Below are 17,500 nucleotides of genomic sequence, written 5' to 3' on the forward strand. Positions count from 1 at the left end.
TATCCCATGCCCAGTCTTCTCGAACGCCACCAGGACCTGACCCGCATCGCGGGTGCGCTGCGCGCGCGGGACGCAGCGGAAAGACTTGCTACGACTGAAGCCGCCCTGGTCGCCTGCGGCGCCTTCGGCCCCGCCTGTGCGCTGCGCCCCGATTGGGCGGGATTGATCGGCGCCCTGCCTGGCGCCGGCCGCGTGATGGCGCTGACGCGCAACGACCATGCCGTGCATGAACGCCATGGCGTCTACACCGATGTCTCCATTGGTCCGGGGCACATCCTGGTTCTTGGCCCGGAGATCGACCTGCGGCTGTTCCCCGCCCGCTGGTCGCACGCCTATGCCCTGGCGGGTGACCGTCCCTCCATCCAGATCTTCGGTCGGGACGGCGCATCCGTGCACAAGGTCTTCGCCACGGACGCCACATTCCGCGAAGGCTGGGACGGCATCATCGCCGACTTTGGCATCGATGCCGTGGAGGCCCCCCCGGAACTGCCCACGCCCTTCCGCGCGGCGTCGGAAGGTCCGGTCGATGGCGTGGCGCTGCGCGAATCCTGGCTGGCGCTCAAGGACACGCACGACTTCTTCCCGATGCTCCGCCGCCATCGCGCGTCCCGCCGGCAGGCCTTCCACCTGGCCGGCGACGATCTCGCGCTCCGGCTCGACCCCCGTGCCGGCAGCGCGATCCTCGAAGGTGCCGCAAGCGGTGACGTGCCGGTGATGGTGTTCGTGGGCAATCCCGGTGGCATCCAGATCCACACCGGCCCGGTGCGACGCCTGCGCGCCACCCCCGGCTGGTTCAACGTCCTCGATCCCGATTTCAACCTGCACCTCCGCGAAGCCGGTGTTTCTTCCGCCTGGCGCATCGTGAAGCCGACCGAGGATGGCGCCGTCACCTCCATCGAATTGCTGGATGAGGGTGGGGAGGTCGTGGCCCTGCTCTTCGGCGCCCGCAAGCCCGGCCAGCCCGAACGGGAGGATTGGCGGGCCTTGGTCGCCGAGGTGGCGGAGCGCCATGTCGCGGAGGCTGTCGCATGATCCGCCGCCATGTGCTGGCCGCCGGCCTGGCGGGCCTCCTGGGCCCGTCGCAACCTGCCCGGGCCTCCGCGGGGCGCTTGGTGACCATCGGTGGGGCCGTGACGGAAACGGTATTCGCCCTGGGCCAGGGCGGTCGCATCGTCGCCGTGGACAGCACAAGCCGCTTCCCAGCACAGGTCGGTGCCCTGGCTCAGGTCGGCTATCTGCGGGCCCTGGCGCCGGAAGGGCTGATGGGTCTGGCGCCGGACCTGATGCTGGTGTCGGAGGAAGCGGGGCCAGCCCAGGCGCTCTCCGTCCTTCGCGCCGCCGGTGCGCCCCTTGCCATGGTCCCGGATGAGGCGGGGATCGAGGCCGTCAACCGCAAGATCCTGGCCGTGGCGCAGGCGCTGTCGGCCGATGGCGGCGCGCTGAACGAGGCGGTCACGTCGGACTGGCGGCGCCTGGATTCGCCGATCGCCTCCCTGCGTCCCGTTGTCGCCGTATTCATCCTGTCCGTCGCGCGCGGTGCCCCGCTCGTGGCCGGGCGCGATACCCATGCCGATGCCATGCTCCTGGCCGCCGGTGCCCGCAACGCCGTTCGGAGCTTCGCCGGCTATCGGCCCCTGTCCGCTGAAACGGCGGCGTCTCTGGCGCCGGACGCCATCGTGATGATGGACCATGCCTTGATCGAGGCGGGTGGCGTCGATGCCGTGCTGCGGATTCCGGCGCTGGCGGTGACGCCGGCCGCCAGGACGCGCCGCGTGATCGCGCTGGATGGCGCCTACATGCTGGGCTTCGGTCCGCGCGCCGCGCATGCGAGGCGCGATCTCGCTCGGCTGCTTCACCGGGATGCCGACCTGCCAGCTCTGCCTGCCAGGTCCTGGACATGAACGCCACCGTCGCCTCGCCGGCGCCGCCTCAGCGATTCAGCCTTCCGCTTTTCCCCGTCGGCATCGCCGTTCTGGGCGGTGCCATGCTGGCTGGATTGATGCTTGGCCCGGCACGCATCGGCACCGATGGCCTGCTGGCCGTGCTGGCACATTGGCTGGGCGCGCCACTGCCGTCGGAATACACGCGCGATGCGGCCGTGATCGGCGTCATACGGGCGCCGCGTGTCCTGCTGGCCGCCCTGGTCGGTGCCGGGCTTGGCGCGGCGGGTGCGACGATGCAGGGCCTCTTCCGCAATCCTCTGGCGGATCCCGCCCTGATCGGTGTCTCCAGCGGCGCGGCGCTTGCGGCTGTTGCCGCCATCGTCCTTGCCGGCCCGGTGTTCGGTGCCGCAGCCGGCACGCTCGGCCTCTGGTTGCTGCCGATCGCCGCCTTTGCCGGGGGCTGTGGCGCCACCCTTGTCATGGCGCGGCTGGGTCGTGTCGGCGGTGCGGCCTCCGTCGCCACGCTATTGCTGGCCGGCGTTGCCGTGAACGCCCTGGCGGGCGCGATTACAGGCCTCCTCATCTTCATGGCGGACGACCGGCAGGTGAGGGACATCACCTTCTGGACACTCGGCAGCCTGGCTGGCGCCAGGTGGCACCACCTTCCCATTGTCGCGTTGCTGGTGGGCCTGCCGGCCTTGTTGCTCTGCGCCCTGGCCCGACCGCTCAACGCCCTCCTGCTCGGGGAGGCGGAGGCCTACCACCTTGGCGTGTCTGTCGAGGCGCTCAAGCGAGCCGCGATCCTGCTCGCTGCCATCGCCGTCGCCGCGGGTGTCGCATTCACGGGCTTGATCGGCTTCGTCGGTCTCGTGGTGCCGCATCTCGTCAGACTGGCCTTCGGGACGGACCATCGGATCGTGCTGCCGGGTGCGGCGCTGTTCGGCGCCGCACTCCTGGTGCTGGCAGACCTGGCCGCCCGCAGCCTCGCTGCCCCGGCCGAACTGCCGGTCGGCGTCGTCACCGCGCTGATCGGTGCGCCCTTCTTCCTGTGGCTCCTGCGGCGATCGGGTGGGGAGCAGGGTGCATGATCGCTGCCCATTGCGTCACCATGCGTTCCGGCAGGCGCCGGATGCTGGACAACGTGTCCCTGGAACTGCGGCCCGGTGAGGTGGTGGCCGTCGTCGGGCCCAATGGCGCAGGCAAATCCACATTGCTGAGGGCCATGTCGGGCGAATTGCGCCCTTCTGCCGGCACCGTCACCCTCGATGGCCGCCCGCTTGCCGCCTGGCACCCCGTCGATCTCGCACGGCGCCGCGCCGTGGTCAGCCAGGCCGTCTCCCTGGCATTCCCCATGACGGGCCGGGAGGTCGTCGCGCTTGGACGTCTGCCGCTGCACGCCACCGCACAATCGGCCCGGGATGGGCTGGCCGTGGACATGGCCCTGGAAGCTGTCGGCGCTGCCAGCCTCGCGGCACAGCGTTACGCAACGCTGTCAGGCGGCGAACGGCAGCGCATCCAGATCGCGCGCGCCCTTGCCCAGTTGGATGGCGCGACGAAGCCGGCAGCATTGCTGCTGGATGAGCCTACAGCCAGTCTCGATATCCGCCATGTCGGAGTGGTGCTGCGCCTTCTCCGCCGCTTGGCAGAGCAAGGCGTCAGCATGATGGTGGTCCTGCATGACCTGAACGAAGCCGCCTTCGTTGCCGACCGGGTCCTTGTGATGGCGGGGGGGCGGCGCGTGGCGGAAGGGGCCGCCGCGACGATCCTGCGGCCGGGCGTGCTTGGTGCGGTCTACGACATACCCTTCCGAAGCGGGGGCGACGCCCTGCTGCCCGATTTCGCAGCCCGCTCCCCGGTGGTTCAATCATCGGCATAGGGCGCGTTCGATACCGGATCCCGGCAGGCAGTCATGACTGCCCAGGCCGTCTGGCCCATGCGTGGCAGTCATCCGGGGCGCTGAGTTCCGCTTCACGCTGTCACCGACTTATCTCGACGATGGGTCTTTCCAGCCCGCTCCCGCCTGCTCTACCGTCCGGCGGAGCGGAGGAAGCAGTGGGCAGCAGCGTTGAGGTTGTGGACCTTTCGGTATCCTTCGGCCGCACCCCGGTGCTGCACGGGATATCGCTTTCGGTCACCGCGGGCGAATTCGTGGCGCTGCTGGGTCCGTCCGGCTGCGGCAAGACCACATTGCTGCGCTCCATCGCTGGTTTCGTGGCGCCGGGTAGCGGGCGCATCCTCGCCGGCGGGATGGACATAACCGCGGCGCCGCCGGAACAGCGCGGCGCGGCGATGGTGTTCCAGTCCTATGCGCTGTGGCCGCATATGTCGGTGGCCAAGACCATCGGCTACGGCTTGAAACTTCGCGGCTGGGATCGCGCACGGATCGACGCCAAGGTGGAGGAGATGCTCCGCCTTCTGCGCCTGGAGGGCCTTGGCGCCCGACTGCCTGCTCAGCTCTCCGGCGGCCAGCGGCAGCGGGTGGCGCTGGGCCGCGCGCTCGCGGTCGATCCCGCGATCCTGCTGCTGGATGAGCCCATGTCCAACCTCGACGCCCGTGTGCGGGAAGGGGTGCGCCATGAACTTCGCGCGCTGCAGCAGGCGCTGAACATCACCGCCATCCATGTGACGCATGATCGGGAGGAAGCGATGATTCTTGCCGACCGCATCGTCATCCTTCAGGAAGGGCGCATCGCGCAGCAGGGCACGCCAGAGGACCTCTGGGCGCGACCCGCCAGTGCCTATGTCGCGGATTTCCTGGGCGCCACTAACCGCCTGCCCGTGCGCATCCGTGATGCGATGGCGGAGGCTGCGCCCGCGGAGCCACCCCTTCGCCTGGCGCCTGGGCGCGCCCCGCCGCCTGGCCCTGCCATGGTGCATTTCAGGCCGGAGGAAGCACGGGTGCTGGCGCCCGACGAATCGCTCGATGGGCTGGTCTTCCACGGCACCGTCGCACTCTCCGCCTATCCCGGCGGCCGCTGGCGCGCCTCCATCCGCATCGGCCGCGATGACGTGCTGGTGGATGTGCCGGACCGCCTGCCGGAAGGTGCGCCCATCCGGCTCGGTATTCCCTCTCCCGCGGCGCATGTCTTCGCCGCCACCGCCTGAACGAAGAACGGAGGAAACCACCCATGGACCGCAGGACATTTCTGGCCACCACGGCCGCTCTCGCCGCGACGCCCGCCCTGGCGCAGCAGCGGGTTACGTTGAATGTGCTGACCGCCGGCGACCAGAACATGGTCGACTACATAACGGATTATCTCGGCCCCATGTTCCAGCGCCAGAACCCTGGCGTCACCGTGCGGGCGCTCGGCACCGGCCCCGGCGATGCCGGCAGCCAGCGCATCTGGGAAAGGCTGGAAGCCCAGCGCCGCGCCAACGCCAACAGCGTGGACGTCGACGTCGCCGTGGTCCACCAGACCATGGCAGGCCGCATGGTGGCGGAGGGCCTCCTCTCCCGCTTCCGGGACCAGGCCTCCACGGGCCAGCTTTCCACGAGCGATGTCACCCGCAACGCGCTCGGCCAGAATGTCGATGGCTTCGTCCTGCCGATGTTCAACAGCCAGATCGCCTTGGCCTACAACCCCGCCCGCGTCGCCAATCCGCCCCGTACCTTCGCGGAGTTGGAGACCTGGGTCAGGCAGAACCCGCGTCGCTTCGGCTACAACGGCATCCGAGGCGGCATGTCCGGTGTCGGCTTCGTCTTCGGCTGGGCCTACGCCTTCGGCCCTGACCAGAAGCGCCTCATCGAAGGCCCCTTCGATGCCGAGGCTGTCACCGCGCTGACGCCTGCCTTCCAACGCCTGCGGGAATTCAACCGCAACGTCGTCATCACCCCGGGCAATGCCGGTACGCTGGATGCGATGAACCGAGGCGAGATCGACATCGGCCCGGTCTGGATGGACATGTTCTACAGCTGGCAGGCGGAAGGGCGCCTCAACCCTGCCTATCGCCTCGTGCTGCCGGAATCCGGCATGCCCGGCCAGCCCATGTATTATGTCATCCCCGCCAGGGCTGCGAACAATGATGTCGCCCGCCGCTTCATCGAACTTGCCACCAGCCCGCCCGTGCAGGCCGAAGGCATCGTTCGCCGCTTCAACTGGCTGCCTGGGATCGACGCCCAGCATGTCCGCCAGCACCTGGACCAGCAGACCTGGGACCGCCTGTTCCGCGACGTGGGTCCCGATCAACTTGCCCGAGGCGCGCGCCCGATGCCGCAGGCCGATTTCATGCGTGCGCTGCAGGAAGCGTATGAACGCGTCGTGCTGAACTGACGCGGTGCTGCCTTACCTCCTTCTTGCGCCGGCGCTGTTTGTCGTCGGCGCTTTCTTCCTGGTGCCGCTGGCCTTCTCGGTCATCGGCGCCTTCGAAGGTCCGCAGGGGCCGACGCTCGCGAACCTCACGAATGCGGCTTCGCTGTACCGCATGGACGTGGCCTTCACCCTGCTCATCGTGGCGGCGTCCACCGCTTTGACGGGGCTGGGCGCCGTAGCCATCGGCGGCTACCTCACGCTCGGGCGGTCCAGGCTGGCATTGCGGTTGCTGGGCGCGATGTATCGCTGGCCCCTGTTCATTCCCTTCATCGTGGCTGCGCAGGCCATGCGCGGCTTCATCGGCCAGAATGGCCTGATGAACAACACGCTGATCTGGATCGGCCTGATGCCGCAGGAATGGGCGCAGAGTTTTCTGGACTGGCGCGGCATCGTCATCACCTTCGTCTGGAAGCAGCTTCCCTTCGCAACCCTGCTCGTCGCTGGCGCGATGGCCGCGCTGGACCGTTCGGGGATCGAGGCCGCGCAGAATCTGGGCGCCGGGCGACTGCGGATCCTGCTTGGCATCGTGCTGCCGCAGGTCGCGCGCAACATCATGGTGGCGCTTGTGCTGTCCTTCGTCACGATGATGTCCGTGCTCTCGGTTCCCATGATGATCAGCGGGCAGAGCCCCACCATGCTGACGGTTGCCATGGCCTGGCGGATCAACTCCTTCGGTGATTACGGCACAGCCAATGCCCTCGGCCTCGTCTCCTGCATCCTCACCGGGCTTGTCGCCTGGATCTGGCTGCGACAGGCGGCGGCGGAGCGCGCACGATGAGCCGTTCCCTGATGTGGTGGCTGCCTCGCGGCATGCTCCTCGGCCTCTTCGCCTTCTTCGTCTTCGGCCCGTTGGCCAACCTGGTGCTTTGGTCCGTGGCGGAATCCTGGTTCTGGCCCAACCGGCTGCCCAGCCAATACGGCTTCCGCTTCTGGGAGCGGGTTTTCCGGCCGGAGGGCCAGGCGATGGAAAGCCTATGGCTGTCCATCTGGATCGCGGCGCTGACCACGTTGCTGTGCCTGGCCGTGTCGGTTCCGGCCGCCTGGGCATTGGCCAAGGCGGATCTGCGGTGGCGTGCGGCCATCCTGCTTCTGTTCCTGCTGCCCCAGGCCTTCCCCAACCTTCCAGTCTACATCAACGTCGCTCGCATCTTCTTCTCCCTGAACCTGAACGGCACGGTCATCGGCGTGGTGCTGGTCCATGCCGCGCATGGCCTGGTCTATTCGATCTGGATCGCGACTGCTGCCTTCGCCGCGGTGGATGACGATCTGGAACTCGCCGCGCGCAACATCGGTGCTGGCGCCTTCACGGCGTTCCGCACCATCACGCTCCCGCTCGCTGCGCCCGGCATTGCCGCCAGCGCCGTCTTCGTTTTCCTGGAATCGCTGGATGAGTTCACCGCCAGCTATTTCGTCGGCGCTCCGGAAGTCCGCACCTTGCCGCTGTTGCTGTTCAGCGCCGCGGCCGGCGGCAACATGCAGGTTGCCGCCATTACTGCCCTGATCCTGCTGGTACCGAGCGTATTGTTCATGCTCATCGTCGAACGCTTTCTCCGGGCCGAGGTCCTTGCCAAGGTCGGCAAATAGGTCACGCCATGCCCACGATCCTTCAGATCAGCGATACCCACCTCTCGCCGCGCAACGGCCTGTTCCTGGACAACATCGCCGCCCTGCGCCGCGTGGCGCAGGAACGCCGCCCGGACCTCACGGTCTTCAGCGGCGACCTGTCGCTGGATGGCGCGGATCGCGACGACGACCTGGCCTTCGCGGGGGATCTGTTGCGTGCCTTCCCAGGCGAGAACCTCTTCATTCCCGGCAACCATGATACCGGCAGCCACCCCATCGGCATGCCGCATCAGCCCGTCAATACCAAACGAATGGCCCGCTATCGCCGCTTCTTCGGCGATGGCTTTGGCGCCGTGGACCTGTCGGGTTGGCGCGTCATCGGCCTCAACACGGAGATCATGGCTACTGGGGTTGAGGAGGAGCTTCAGGTCGCCTTCATCGCCGGAACGGCTGCAACCCTCGGTGATCGCCGCATCGCGCTGTTCCTGCACAAGCCTGTCTTCGTCACGCGGGCAGACGACCCGGCCATCGATGTCTGGTCTGTCCCCCCCGCGGCACGCGCCGGCCTGTCACCGTTGCTCTCGCATCCCTCGCTCCGCCTCATCGCCTCCGGCCACCTGCACATGTTCAGGCAGGAGATCGAGGGCCGCGTCAGCCGGGTATGGGCCCCCGCCGCGTCCTTCGTCATGACGCCGGACCAGCAGGATGGGCTGCAGGGCGAACGGCGCTGCGGCGCGCTTCTGCATCATTTGTCGACCGATGGCGTGACGACGGAGAGGCTGCACCTGCCGGACACCTGGGCCGCCGATATCAAGCACCTGACCTATCCCGCTTGAGCGCGCCGCAGCGCCACCGCCAGGATGGTCGCAGGTGTCGGCTGCAACTGGAGGAAGCGCCAAGCCGGGACTGGCCCCGCGCTTTCCGGCGCAAAGGCGAGGGCAGGGGCCCTGCCCAGCGTGAAGCCGAAGCTGTCGAGCCCCATGGCGATGCCCTCACCCGTCGCCTTCACGAAGGCTTCCTTCAGCGTCCAGATGCGGAGGAAGGCTTCATGTCGCTGCTCGCGTGGCAGCGCCGCAATGAAGGCGGCTTCACTGGGCGCAAAGAAGCGCTCGGCGATCCCCTCGGCAGCTTCGCGTCGTTCCAGGTCTTCCACATCCAGTCCTACGTCGTCCGTGCAGGTGACGGCGCAGGCCACGAGGTTGCGTGTGTGGCTCAGATTGAAGCGCAGCCTGGGCAGCCCATGCGTCGGCGCCAGCTCCGGCTTCCCGGCGGCGCCTTCGATAAAGCGCCAGTCAGTGGGTGCCAGCCCCCCGGCCTCGGACAGCATGCGTCGCGTCAATGCGTGCGCCGCGATATAGGCGTGCCGGTCTGCTTCCCGGTGGAACCGCGCTGCCCGCGCCTGCTCCGCCGGTTCCAGTAGCGCATGCCAACAGGCCATCGTCGCAGCGTCCGCGCCCTGCGGCAGCAGCCAGCGCAGGCGGATGGTGCCGCGCCGAAGCACCTAGTCCAGCTTGATGCCGAGGTCCCGGATCAACGGCCGCCAGCGAGCGATCTCGGAACGCATCTGCGCGTTGAAGGCCGCCGCATCGCCTGGTACCGCTTCCGCGCTCAAATTCCTGATGACCTGCGCTACCTCATCGCTGGCGATGGCCTGGTTCAACGTGGTGTTCAGCCGCGCCACCGAGGCCGTCGGCGTCGCGGCGGGCACGCTCATGCCCATCCACGCATAGGCCTCAGCATCCGAAAGCCCGAGTTCCTGCAATGTCGGCACCTCCGGCAATGCCGGGATGCGCGCCGGCGACATCACCGCCAGTGGCCGTGCCTGGCCCTGCCGGATGGCGCCCATGGAGGATGCGCTATCGGTCAGCATGCAATCCACGGAGCCCGCCAGCATGTCCTGCAAGGCCGCGGGGGAGTTCCTGTAGGGCACGTGCGTCGCATCAAAGCGGGCGACGCGCGCCACATACTCCATGGCCAGGTGCTGGGGGCTTGCCACCGCACCGCTGCCGAAGGTTGGTGCCTTGGCGCGCGCCGCCGTCAGGAACTGCGCCCAGTCCCGGATGGGGCTTTCCGTCCGCACGATCAGGATGAGCGGGAAGCGCGCGATCAGGCCGACGCCGGTCAGCGCAGTATCGGGGTCATAGGGGAGGCGTGCGTAAAGGGCGGGGCTGTAGATCGCCATGCCGTTGTCCACCATCAGCATCGTGTGCCCGTCCGCCGGGGCCTGGAGCACCGTCTCCGTCGCCAGCACGCCGCCGCCGCCTGGCCGGTTGTCCACCACCATATTCTGGCCCAGGCGCGATGCCATCTGCCGTCCGATCAGCCGCGCAAATTGGTCCGAGGGCCCGCCCGCCCCATAGGCGATGACCCATCGCAACTGCCGCTCCGGAAAGGATTGCGCCCGCGCCGTACCACCCAGGGCAGGCAAGGCGAGCGTGGCAAGGCCAAGCGATCGACGGGTCAGCATAGGCACCAATCCTCCGGCAGCGGGTGAAGGTTCGCAGAGCGGCATGGGCAAGACAAGCGCCTGGATTTCTGCCTAACCTTGCCGCCATGCCGTACCGATCCCGCATCACCATCGATGGCCTCGACCGGGCCTCCCACCGCGCCTTCTACCGGGCCATGGGCCTGTCGGAGGATGACCTTGGCAAGCCGATGATCGGCATCGTCTCCTTCAAGGGGGACCAGACGCCGTGCAACCAGACTCACGGCTTCCAGGTGGATGCCGCAAGGCTTGGCGTGGCGGCGGCGGGTGGCGTGCCGCGCGAGTTCGTGGCCCCCTCCGTCTCCGACGGCCTCAGCATGAACCATGAGGGCATGAAGTTCAGCCTGGTCAGCCGGGAACTCGTCGCCGATACGATCGAGGCCACGGTCCATGGCCTGGCCTATGATGCGCTGCTGGGCTTCGGTGGGTGTGACAAGACGCTGCCTGGCGTGATGATGGGAATGCTGCGCGTCAACGTGCCCTCGATCTTCCTCTACGGCGGCTCCGCGCTGCCCGGCCGCTACAAGGGTCGCGACCTGACCGTGCTTGACAGCTACGAAGCCGTCGGCGCCGTGATGGCCGGAACGATGGACGCCGCGGAGGCCGCGCGCATCGAACATGCCTGCCTGCCCACGGTGGGCTCCTGCGGCGGCCAGTTCACCGCCAATACGATGGCGATGGTGGGAGAGGCATTGGGCCTCTCCATCCCCAACTCCTCCATGGTCCCCGGCGTCTATTCCATCCGGGCCGCCATCGCGCAGCAGGCCGCGAAGCGCCTGCTGGCCATGCTGGAACAGGGCGGCCCGCTGCCGCGTGACATCGTCACCTGGGAGGCGCTGGAGAATGGTGCGGCGATCGTCGCCGCCACCGGCGGTTCCACCAATGCTGCCATGCACCTGCCCGCCATCGCGAATGAGGCCGGCATCCGCTTCACCATGGACGATGTCGCCAGGGTCTTCGCCCGCACGCCGCTGATCGGCGATCTTCGCCCGGGTGGCCGCTTCACCGCGAAGGACGTGCATGATGCCGGCGGTGCCGCCATCATTATCGGCGCCCTGATCCGCAGCGGTCACATGCATGGCGATTGCCTGACCATTACTGGCCGTACCATGGCCGAGGAATACGCAGGTGCCGATGCCCCCGATGGCGAGGTGGTGCGTGAACCTGCCACGCCTATCGCCCCGGACGGTGGTGTCGCCATCCTGCGCGGCAACCTCTGCCCGGATGGCGCCGTCATCAAGGTGGCCGGCCTCAAATCGCTGGTCTTCGAGGGCGTCGCACGAATCTTCGAAGGCGAGGACGAGTGCATCGAGGCGGTGCGCGCCCGCGCCTATGAAGCCGGCCAGGTCCTGATCATCCGGGGGGAGGGGCCGGTCGGCGGCCCAGGGATGCGGGAGATGCTGGGCGTCACCGCGCTGATCTATGGCCAGGGCATGGGGGAGAAGGTGGCCCTCATTACCGATGGCCGCTTCAGCGGCGCCACGCGCGGCATGTGCATCGGCTATGTCGCGCCGGAAGCCGCCATCGGTGGACCGCTGGCCCTGGTGCGCGATGGCGACCGCATCCGCATCGATGCCAGGGCCATGCGCATGGATATCCTCGTTCCGGACAGTAAACTCGCCGAACGGCGTGCCGCCTGGACGGCGCCCTTGCCGCGCCATCGCGCCGGTCTTCTCGCGAAATACGCGAAGCTGGTCGGCCAGGCGCCTGGTGGGGCCGTGACGCATGAGGGGCCAGCCGAGTGGCCGCTGTGAAACTCGCCTTCCTTGGCCTCGGCCTCATGGGCGCCCCTATGGCGCGGCGGCTGCTGGCTGCCGGCCATGACGTCACAGTCTGGAATCGCAGCCCCGCCAAGGCGGCGCCCTTCGCAGCAGCCGGCGCCCGCATCGCTGGCACCCCCGCTGATGCTGCGGCCGAGTGCCGCATCGTATTCCTCAACCTGATCGACGCCGCGGCGACGGAAGCGGTCTGCTTCGGCCCCGGCGGAATCGCCGAAGCCGGGCACGAGGACCGCATCGTCGTCGACCATGCCTCAATCGCGCCCGACCGCACCCGTGCCATCGCCGCGCGCCTGCTGGCCGCGAATGGCACGCGCTGGGTCGATGCCCCGGTCTCCGGCGGGACGCGCGGTGCCACCGATGGCACGCTGGCCGTCATGGCCGGCGGCGATGCCGCGGACATCGAGGTGATCCGCCCCTACGTCCTGGCCATGGCCCGCAACCTGACCCATCTCGGCCCCCTCGGCGCCGGACAGACGGCGAAACTCTGCAACCAGATCATCTCCGGCAGCCTGATGAGCGTGATCGCGGAGGCCGTTCGCCTCGCCCAGAACGCCGGCATCGACGCCGCCCGCCTGCCGGAAGCCTTCGCCGGTGGCTTCGCGGATAGCCTGCCGTTGCGCCTGTTCGTTCCCCGCATGGCCAGCGGCAACCACGAGCCGCCCATCGGCAGCGCGGCCTCCATGGTCAAGGACCTCGAAGCCGTCCTTCATCTGGCGGCGCAGACCGGCACCCCCGTGCCCATGTCCGGCCTGGCGTTGCTGATGCTGCGCCTGACAATGGCGCGCTTCGGTGCCGATGCCGAAGCCCTCATGGTCCATTCACTGAGCGAGCACGCATGAAGATCGCGGTCCTGGGCGGCGGTAATGGCGGCTTCGCTGCCGCCGCGGATTTCACCGAGGCCGGCCATGAAGTCCGCCTCTGGCGCACCAGTGCCGAGGAGGCTGCGCGTCAGGCTCCCTCCATCACGCTGAAGGATTCCCGCGGGCAGCGCAGCACGACGCCTACGCTCATCACCGCAGACCTGGCGGAGGCCATCGCTGGCGCTGCCCTGATCCTCGCCCCCGCACCCGCCACCACCCATGCCGCGCTGGCGCCACGCCTCGCGCCGCTGCTGGAGGATGGTCAGGTTGTCTTTCTCACCCCCGGCACGCTTGGCACCGTCATCCTCGCCCGCGCCTTGCACGCGCATCGTCCCGGTGCCCGCGTGGCCTTCGCGGAAACCGGCACACTTCCCTGGCTCGCCCGCAAGCATGGGCCCGATCTCGTTGCCATCACGGTGCGTGCGAAGCGCCTGCCGGTCGGTGTCTTCCCGCTGGCGATGGCGGATCATGCCCTTGCCGTGATCGGCACGGCCTTTCCCGGCGTGATCGAGCCCTGCGGCGATGCACTGTCCGGCGCGCTGATGAATGCGGGGCCCATCATCCACCCGCCTCTCATCACCATGAATGCAGGCCCGCTGGAGCATTTTCCGAAATGGGACATCCACAAGGAAGGCACGCAGCCCAGCATCCGCCGTGTGACGGATTCGCTGGACGCTGAACGCATGGCGGTGCGGGCGGCGCTGGGCTACGGCGCGCCGCATTTCCCCCTCGCGGACCACTACGCGAAGGAGGGTCCGGAATGGTGCTACGGCCGCGGCAGTCATGACCGGCTGACGGATAGCGGCGACTGGCGTGAGAACATCGTGCTGACCGAGCACCGCTACATGCTGGAGGATACGCGTCTCGGCCTGTCGCTGATCATCGATGTCGGCGTCGCCGCCGGAGTCGCGACGCCGCTTGCACGAGCCTTCCTCGCCATCGGCAGTGCCATCTGCGCCGAGGATTTCCTCCCGTCCCGCACCCTTGCGGCCTGCGGCCTTCCCTATGACGCGACGGCGCGCAGCAAGGTGCTCCGCCATGGCTTCTGACCGCATCCCGATCGGCTGCCTGGGCGCTGGCCGCATGGGTCGCGGCATCGCCGTGCAGTTCGCCTATGCCGGCCATGACGTCACTCTCTTCGACCTCAAGCCCCGTCAGCCGGAAGATTTCGCGAAACTCGCGCAGGCCGCGCACGCCGAGGTCGAGGGCACCCTCGCCATGCTCGCTGATCTGGGCCTTGGTGATCCCGCCGCCGTGCCCGCCATTGCCGCCCGCGTCACCATCCTGCCCGCCGCCGAAGCCGGTGCGCTGCGCAACCTGCCCGTGGTGTTCGAGGGCGTTCCCGAAATCCTCGCCCTGAAGCGGGAGGCTTTGGCCGAGGCCGCCGCGCTGATGGCGCCGCACGCCATCCTCGCATCCACGACCTCCACCATCATGGTGGATGACCTGTCCCCCGCCGTGCCGAACCCGTCGCGCTTCCTCAACGCGCATTGGCTCAACCCGGCCTATCTCGTGCCGCTGGTTGAGATTTCGCCCGGTGCAGCCACGGACACCGGTGTCACCGCGCGCCTGATGGAGTTGCTCGAATCCGTCGGCAAGGTCCCCGTCCGCTGCGCCCCCAGCCCCGGCTTCATCATCCCCCGCATCCAGGCACTGGCAATGAACGAAGCCGCGCGCCTGGTGGAGGAAGGCGTCGCCAGTGCCGAGGATGTTGACCGTGCCCTTCGCTACGGCTTCGGCTTCCGCTTCGGTGTGCTCGGCATGCTCGAATTCATCGACTGGGGCGGCGTTGACATCCTGCACCACGCCAGCCGCTACCTGGAATCTTCCCTCGGCGATGCCCGCTACCGCGCGCCCGCCATCGTTGGCCAGCACATGGAGGAAGGCCGGCTCGGCATGGGCACAGGCAGTGGCTTCCTGCCCTGGGGCGAGATGGACATTCCCGCCCATAAGCGCCGCCGCCTGGGCGAGATGATTGCCCGCCTGCGCGCCGAAGGGCTGGCGCGGCCCCCCATTCTGCCCCCAGCATGACAAGGTCAGCCCCAGGAGGCCCCATGATGCTCCGCCGCCGCGCCCTGCTCGCCACGCCCATGGCCCTTGCCGCAGCCCCCGCCCTCGCGCAGGGCGCCGCTTGGCCGGACCGCCCCACGCGCTGGATGGTGGCCTATGGTGCCGGCGGTGCCTCCGACCTCTTCGCGCGGATGATCTCGCGCGCGCTCGCCGCGCCCGGGGTGCCGCCCGTGGTCGTGGAGAATCGGCCGAGTGGCGGCGGCATCGTGGCGACCGAGGCCGTGCTCTCCTCTCCTGCCGATGGCAGCACCGTTTTGCATGTCGATAACGGCATGGTTGTCTACAACCCCGCGCTCTACAGCCGACTGCCCTTCGATCCTGACCGGGACCTGGTGATGGCGGGCTTCATCGCGCGCTTTCCGTTCTTCGTCCTCACCCGTCGCGAAAGCCCGCTGACGACCTTCGAGGAACTGCGCGCCGCGGGCCAGCGCCAGGCGCTGACCTACGCCACCCCTGCGGTCGCCAGCCCGCACCACATGGCGATGGAATTGCTGCGCCTGCGCGCCGGCTTCCAGGTGGAACACGTTCCTTACCGCGGCATGCCCGCGGTGCTGCAGGACCTCATCGCCGGCCGCGTCGATTGCGCCGTCGCGGATGTGACGAACGCGCTGCCGCTGCTGTCCACAGGCCGTGCCCGCGCCCTGGTCACCTTCGGTGCCAATCGCGCCCGCGCCGTGCCGGATGTCCGCACCGCGACAGAGGCGGGCATCGCGGATTGCGTCGCCGATGGGTGGCAGGGCGTCGCGCTGCCGCACAGCGCATCGCCCGATGTTATCCAGCGCGTGAACGCCGCGATCCGCACCGCCATGGCGAGCCCGGAGGTTGTGCGCCAACTCGGCACCACGGGCGCCGAGACGGAGCCGCTGAGCGTCACGCAATGCGCCGAGCTCATCCGACGGGAGAATGCGGTCTGGCGCCCGCTGATCCGCGACCTCGGCATCCGCCTGGAAAGCTGAGGCGGATGGCGCTGCCTCAGCTCAGCGGCAGCGCCACATACCGCTGGAAACCTGGCCGTGCCGCCAGCGCGTCGTGCCACCGGCGCAGATGCGGCATCTCCTGCCGCTCAATCGGCAGCAGCAGCCAGCGATAGGCGTAGATGCCCAGGGCGATATCGGCCAGCGTCAGCGCATCGCCGCACAGGAATTCGCGGCCCGCCAGCCGGTCGTCCAGCATGCCGAACAGCCCCTCCACCTGCGCCTTCGCGGCGTTGAAGGCCTGCCAGTCCCGCTCCGCTTCCGGAATGCGAAACAGGGTGAAGTAGACAGTCACCAGCGGCGGGTTCAGCGCCGTCTGCTGCCAGTCCATCCAGCGATCGCAATCCGCCGCCGCGCGCAGGTCGGCCGGATACACCGGATGCCCCGGCGCGCGTGACCGCGCCAGGTAGCGCAGGCAGGCGTTGCTCTCCCACAGCACGAAGCCGTCGGCGTCCTCGATCACCGGCACCAGCGCATTGGGATTCTTCGCGAGGTAGGAGGCCTCCCGCGTCCCGCCAAAGGGGCCGCCGACATCGACCCGGCCGAAAGCCAGGCCCAGTTCGTCGCACAGCCACAGCAGCTTCATCACGTTGGAGGATGTGGCGCGGCCCCAGATGCGCAGCATGGTGCGAACTCCGTCAGGTGGTGGTCAGGAAAGTCGAAGCAGGCCCCGCAGCCAGGCCAGGACGTCACGTCGCAGCGCGGCGCCTGCCATCGCGTTGCCACCGACATGCACATCGGTTGCGACACAGGGATCGGCGTAGCTGAAGGGCAGCCCTGTTGCCGCATTCACCAGCAGGCCCGGTTCCCGCTCCTCAATCCGGCAGTTCCGGACGCTCTGCGATCCCACCACCAACGCGGCGCCGGGGCTCAGTGGATTGTCGAAGCCGTGGTGGGCGTGGTCGTATTCGATGATCCCGGCGTCATGCCCCGCCTCCCGCAGCCGCGCCACATGGTCCCGCGCGGGGCCGATCGGGTTGAAGTCGTCCGGCCTTCCATGGAAAACCCGCAGCGGAGCCGGCAGCATCGCGGTGTCACCGATGTACCGTGTGCCGCAATCCGGATAGACGGCAGCAGTGCCGATCGGCGTGACGCCGCTTGCGTTCCACAGGCGGTGGAAACGCTCCATGCCTGCATACAGCGCGCCCTGGCCGCCGCGGGAGAAGCCCAGCAGCGCGATCCGGGCTGGATCGACCGCGGGATGCACCGCCAGCACGGCCAGAGCGCGGTAGATGTCCAGGACGAAGGCCAGCCGACCGAGGCTGCCCTGATCCCCCGCGACGGAAACCAGCCCCCGTCCCGTGAAGCCGTCCAGCAGGAAGGCCGCAGCCCCCATCGAATTCACCTGCCGCTGCCAGAGCGCGATGGAAGCCCCGATGCCGCCCGACCCATGCACCATCACCACGACGGGCTGCCGGCCTTCGCCCTGCGCCAGGCTCAGCAGCCCCGTGATCGCGGTGTCCCGCCCCTCCGTCTCCCCCAGCAGGAACTGCCGGTCGGTCAGGGTGAGGGTGCGGATGGCGTGAAGCTCCATCCGCGTGGGCAGGTCCTGCATGCTGTCTTCCGATCCAATG

General features: G+C 68.6%; 17 protein-coding genes and 1 pseudogene. 14 read left to right on the forward strand and 4 right to left on the reverse strand.

Annotated features, from left to right (window positions below; genetic code table 11):
• The first annotated feature begins 6 nt into the window (after positions 1 to 6).
• The 9 genes and pseudogenes from ACTIE5_RS19105 to ACTIE5_RS19145 all read left to right on the forward strand — a co-directional run bounded on the left by ACTIE5_RS19105 (position 7) and on the right by ACTIE5_RS19145 (position 8,592).
• Positions 7 to 1,032 carry a hemin-degrading factor gene (locus ACTIE5_RS19105; protein WP_439551305.1) on the forward strand — a complete coding sequence of 342 codons (1,026 nt, stop codon included), beginning with the start codon at positions 7 to 9 and terminating at the stop codon, positions 1,030 to 1,032.
• A complete protein-coding gene (locus ACTIE5_RS19110) occupies positions 1,029 to 1,901 on the forward strand; it encodes a heme/hemin ABC transporter substrate-binding protein (protein WP_439551306.1) in 873 nt (290 codons plus the stop codon). Before ACTIE5_RS19105 ends, ACTIE5_RS19110 begins: the two co-directional genes overlap by 4 nt.
• Positions 1,898 to 2,971, forward strand: a complete 1,074-nt coding sequence (locus tag ACTIE5_RS19115; protein WP_439551307.1) for a FecCD family ABC transporter permease — start codon at positions 1,898 to 1,900, stop codon at positions 2,969 to 2,971. The genes ACTIE5_RS19110 and ACTIE5_RS19115 overlap by 4 nt, the downstream gene beginning before the upstream one ends.
• A 56-nt stretch (positions 2,972 to 3,027) precedes the next feature.
• Positions 3,028 to 3,759, forward strand: a pseudogene (locus ACTIE5_RS19120) (heme ABC transporter ATP-binding protein); the annotation flags it as partial.
• A 176-nt stretch (positions 3,760 to 3,935) separates the two neighbouring features.
• Complete coding sequence (locus ACTIE5_RS19125) at positions 3,936 to 4,988, forward strand: ABC transporter ATP-binding protein (RefSeq protein WP_439551308.1); 1,053 nt, start codon at positions 3,936 to 3,938, stop codon at positions 4,986 to 4,988.
• 23 nt (positions 4,989 to 5,011) lie between these two features.
• A complete protein-coding gene (locus tag ACTIE5_RS19130; protein WP_439551309.1) occupies positions 5,012 to 6,154 on the forward strand; it encodes an extracellular solute-binding protein in 1,143 nt (380 codons plus the stop codon).
• Positions 6,155 to 6,158: 4 nt separating this feature from the next.
• Complete coding sequence (locus ACTIE5_RS19135; RefSeq protein ID WP_439551310.1) at positions 6,159 to 6,971, forward strand: ABC transporter permease; 813 nt, start codon at positions 6,159 to 6,161, stop codon at positions 6,969 to 6,971.
• Positions 6,968 to 7,777 carry an ABC transporter permease gene (locus ACTIE5_RS19140; RefSeq protein ID WP_439551311.1) on the forward strand — a complete coding sequence of 270 codons (810 nt, stop codon included), beginning with the start codon at positions 6,968 to 6,970 and terminating at the stop codon, positions 7,775 to 7,777. Before ACTIE5_RS19135 ends, ACTIE5_RS19140 begins: the two co-directional genes overlap by 4 nt.
• Positions 7,778 to 7,785: 8 nt before the next feature.
• On the forward strand, positions 7,786 to 8,592 hold the full coding sequence (locus ACTIE5_RS19145; RefSeq protein ID WP_439551312.1) for a metallophosphoesterase family protein: 807 nt from the start codon (positions 7,786 to 7,788) through the stop codon (positions 8,590 to 8,592).
• Here the strand turns inward: ACTIE5_RS19145 and ACTIE5_RS19150 are convergent.
• Complete coding sequence (locus ACTIE5_RS19150) at positions 8,580 to 9,257, reverse strand: 4'-phosphopantetheinyl transferase family protein (RefSeq protein WP_439551313.1); 678 nt, start codon at positions 9,255 to 9,257, stop codon at positions 8,580 to 8,582. The two genes, ACTIE5_RS19145 and ACTIE5_RS19150, sit on opposite strands and share 13 nt — an antisense overlap.
• Positions 9,258 to 10,268: a Bug family tripartite tricarboxylate transporter substrate binding protein gene (locus tag ACTIE5_RS19155; protein WP_439551314.1), complete on the reverse strand. Its 1,011-nt coding sequence runs from the start codon at positions 10,266 to 10,268 to the stop codon at positions 9,258 to 9,260.
• A gap of 41 nt (positions 10,269 to 10,309) precedes the next feature.
• Here ACTIE5_RS19155 and ACTIE5_RS19160 point away from each other — a divergent pair, with 41 nt between their 5' ends.
• From ACTIE5_RS19160 to ACTIE5_RS19180, 5 genes are read left to right on the forward strand one after another with little or no spacing between them, the layout of a single operon-like run.
• Complete coding sequence (locus ACTIE5_RS19160) at positions 10,310 to 11,995, forward strand: dihydroxy-acid dehydratase (protein ID WP_439551315.1); 1,686 nt, start codon at positions 10,310 to 10,312, stop codon at positions 11,993 to 11,995.
• On the forward strand, positions 11,983 to 12,861 hold the full coding sequence (locus ACTIE5_RS19165) for an NAD(P)-dependent oxidoreductase (RefSeq protein WP_439551316.1): 879 nt from the start codon (positions 11,983 to 11,985) through the stop codon (positions 12,859 to 12,861). The genes ACTIE5_RS19160 and ACTIE5_RS19165 overlap by 13 nt, the downstream gene beginning before the upstream one ends.
• Positions 12,858 to 13,931 (forward strand): NAD/NADP octopine/nopaline dehydrogenase family protein, encoded by a 1,074-nt coding sequence (locus tag ACTIE5_RS19170; protein ID WP_439551317.1) that lies wholly within the window; start codon positions 12,858 to 12,860, stop codon positions 13,929 to 13,931. The genes ACTIE5_RS19165 and ACTIE5_RS19170 overlap by 4 nt, the downstream gene beginning before the upstream one ends.
• Entirely contained in the window at positions 13,921 to 14,913 is a 993-nt protein-coding gene (locus tag ACTIE5_RS19175; RefSeq protein WP_439551318.1) for a 3-hydroxybutyryl-CoA dehydrogenase, read from the forward strand. The genes ACTIE5_RS19170 and ACTIE5_RS19175 overlap by 11 nt, the downstream gene beginning before the upstream one ends.
• Positions 14,914 to 14,936: 23 nt before the next feature.
• Positions 14,937 to 15,908 (forward strand): Bug family tripartite tricarboxylate transporter substrate binding protein, encoded by a 972-nt coding sequence (locus ACTIE5_RS19180; protein WP_439551319.1) that lies wholly within the window; start codon positions 14,937 to 14,939, stop codon positions 15,906 to 15,908.
• A 16-nt stretch (positions 15,909 to 15,924) separates the two neighbouring features.
• On the opposite strand, the gene ACTIE5_RS19185 is transcribed toward ACTIE5_RS19180, so the two are convergent.
• Both ACTIE5_RS19185 and ACTIE5_RS19190 read right to left on the reverse strand, forming a co-directional pair.
• Positions 15,925 to 16,551, reverse strand: coding sequence for a glutathione S-transferase family protein (locus ACTIE5_RS19185; RefSeq protein WP_439551320.1), 627 nt, complete (start codon positions 16,549 to 16,551; stop codon positions 15,925 to 15,927).
• 24 nt (positions 16,552 to 16,575) lie between these two features.
• Positions 16,576 to 17,481, reverse strand: coding sequence for a dienelactone hydrolase family protein (locus ACTIE5_RS19190; protein ID WP_439551321.1), 906 nt, complete (start codon positions 17,479 to 17,481; stop codon positions 16,576 to 16,578).
• Positions 17,482 to 17,500 lie beyond the last annotated feature (19 nt).

Source organism: Falsiroseomonas sp., assembly GCF_051859025.1.
In the GTDB taxonomy this organism is placed as follows: Bacteria; Pseudomonadota; Alphaproteobacteria; order Acetobacterales; family Acetobacteraceae; genus Falsiroseomonas.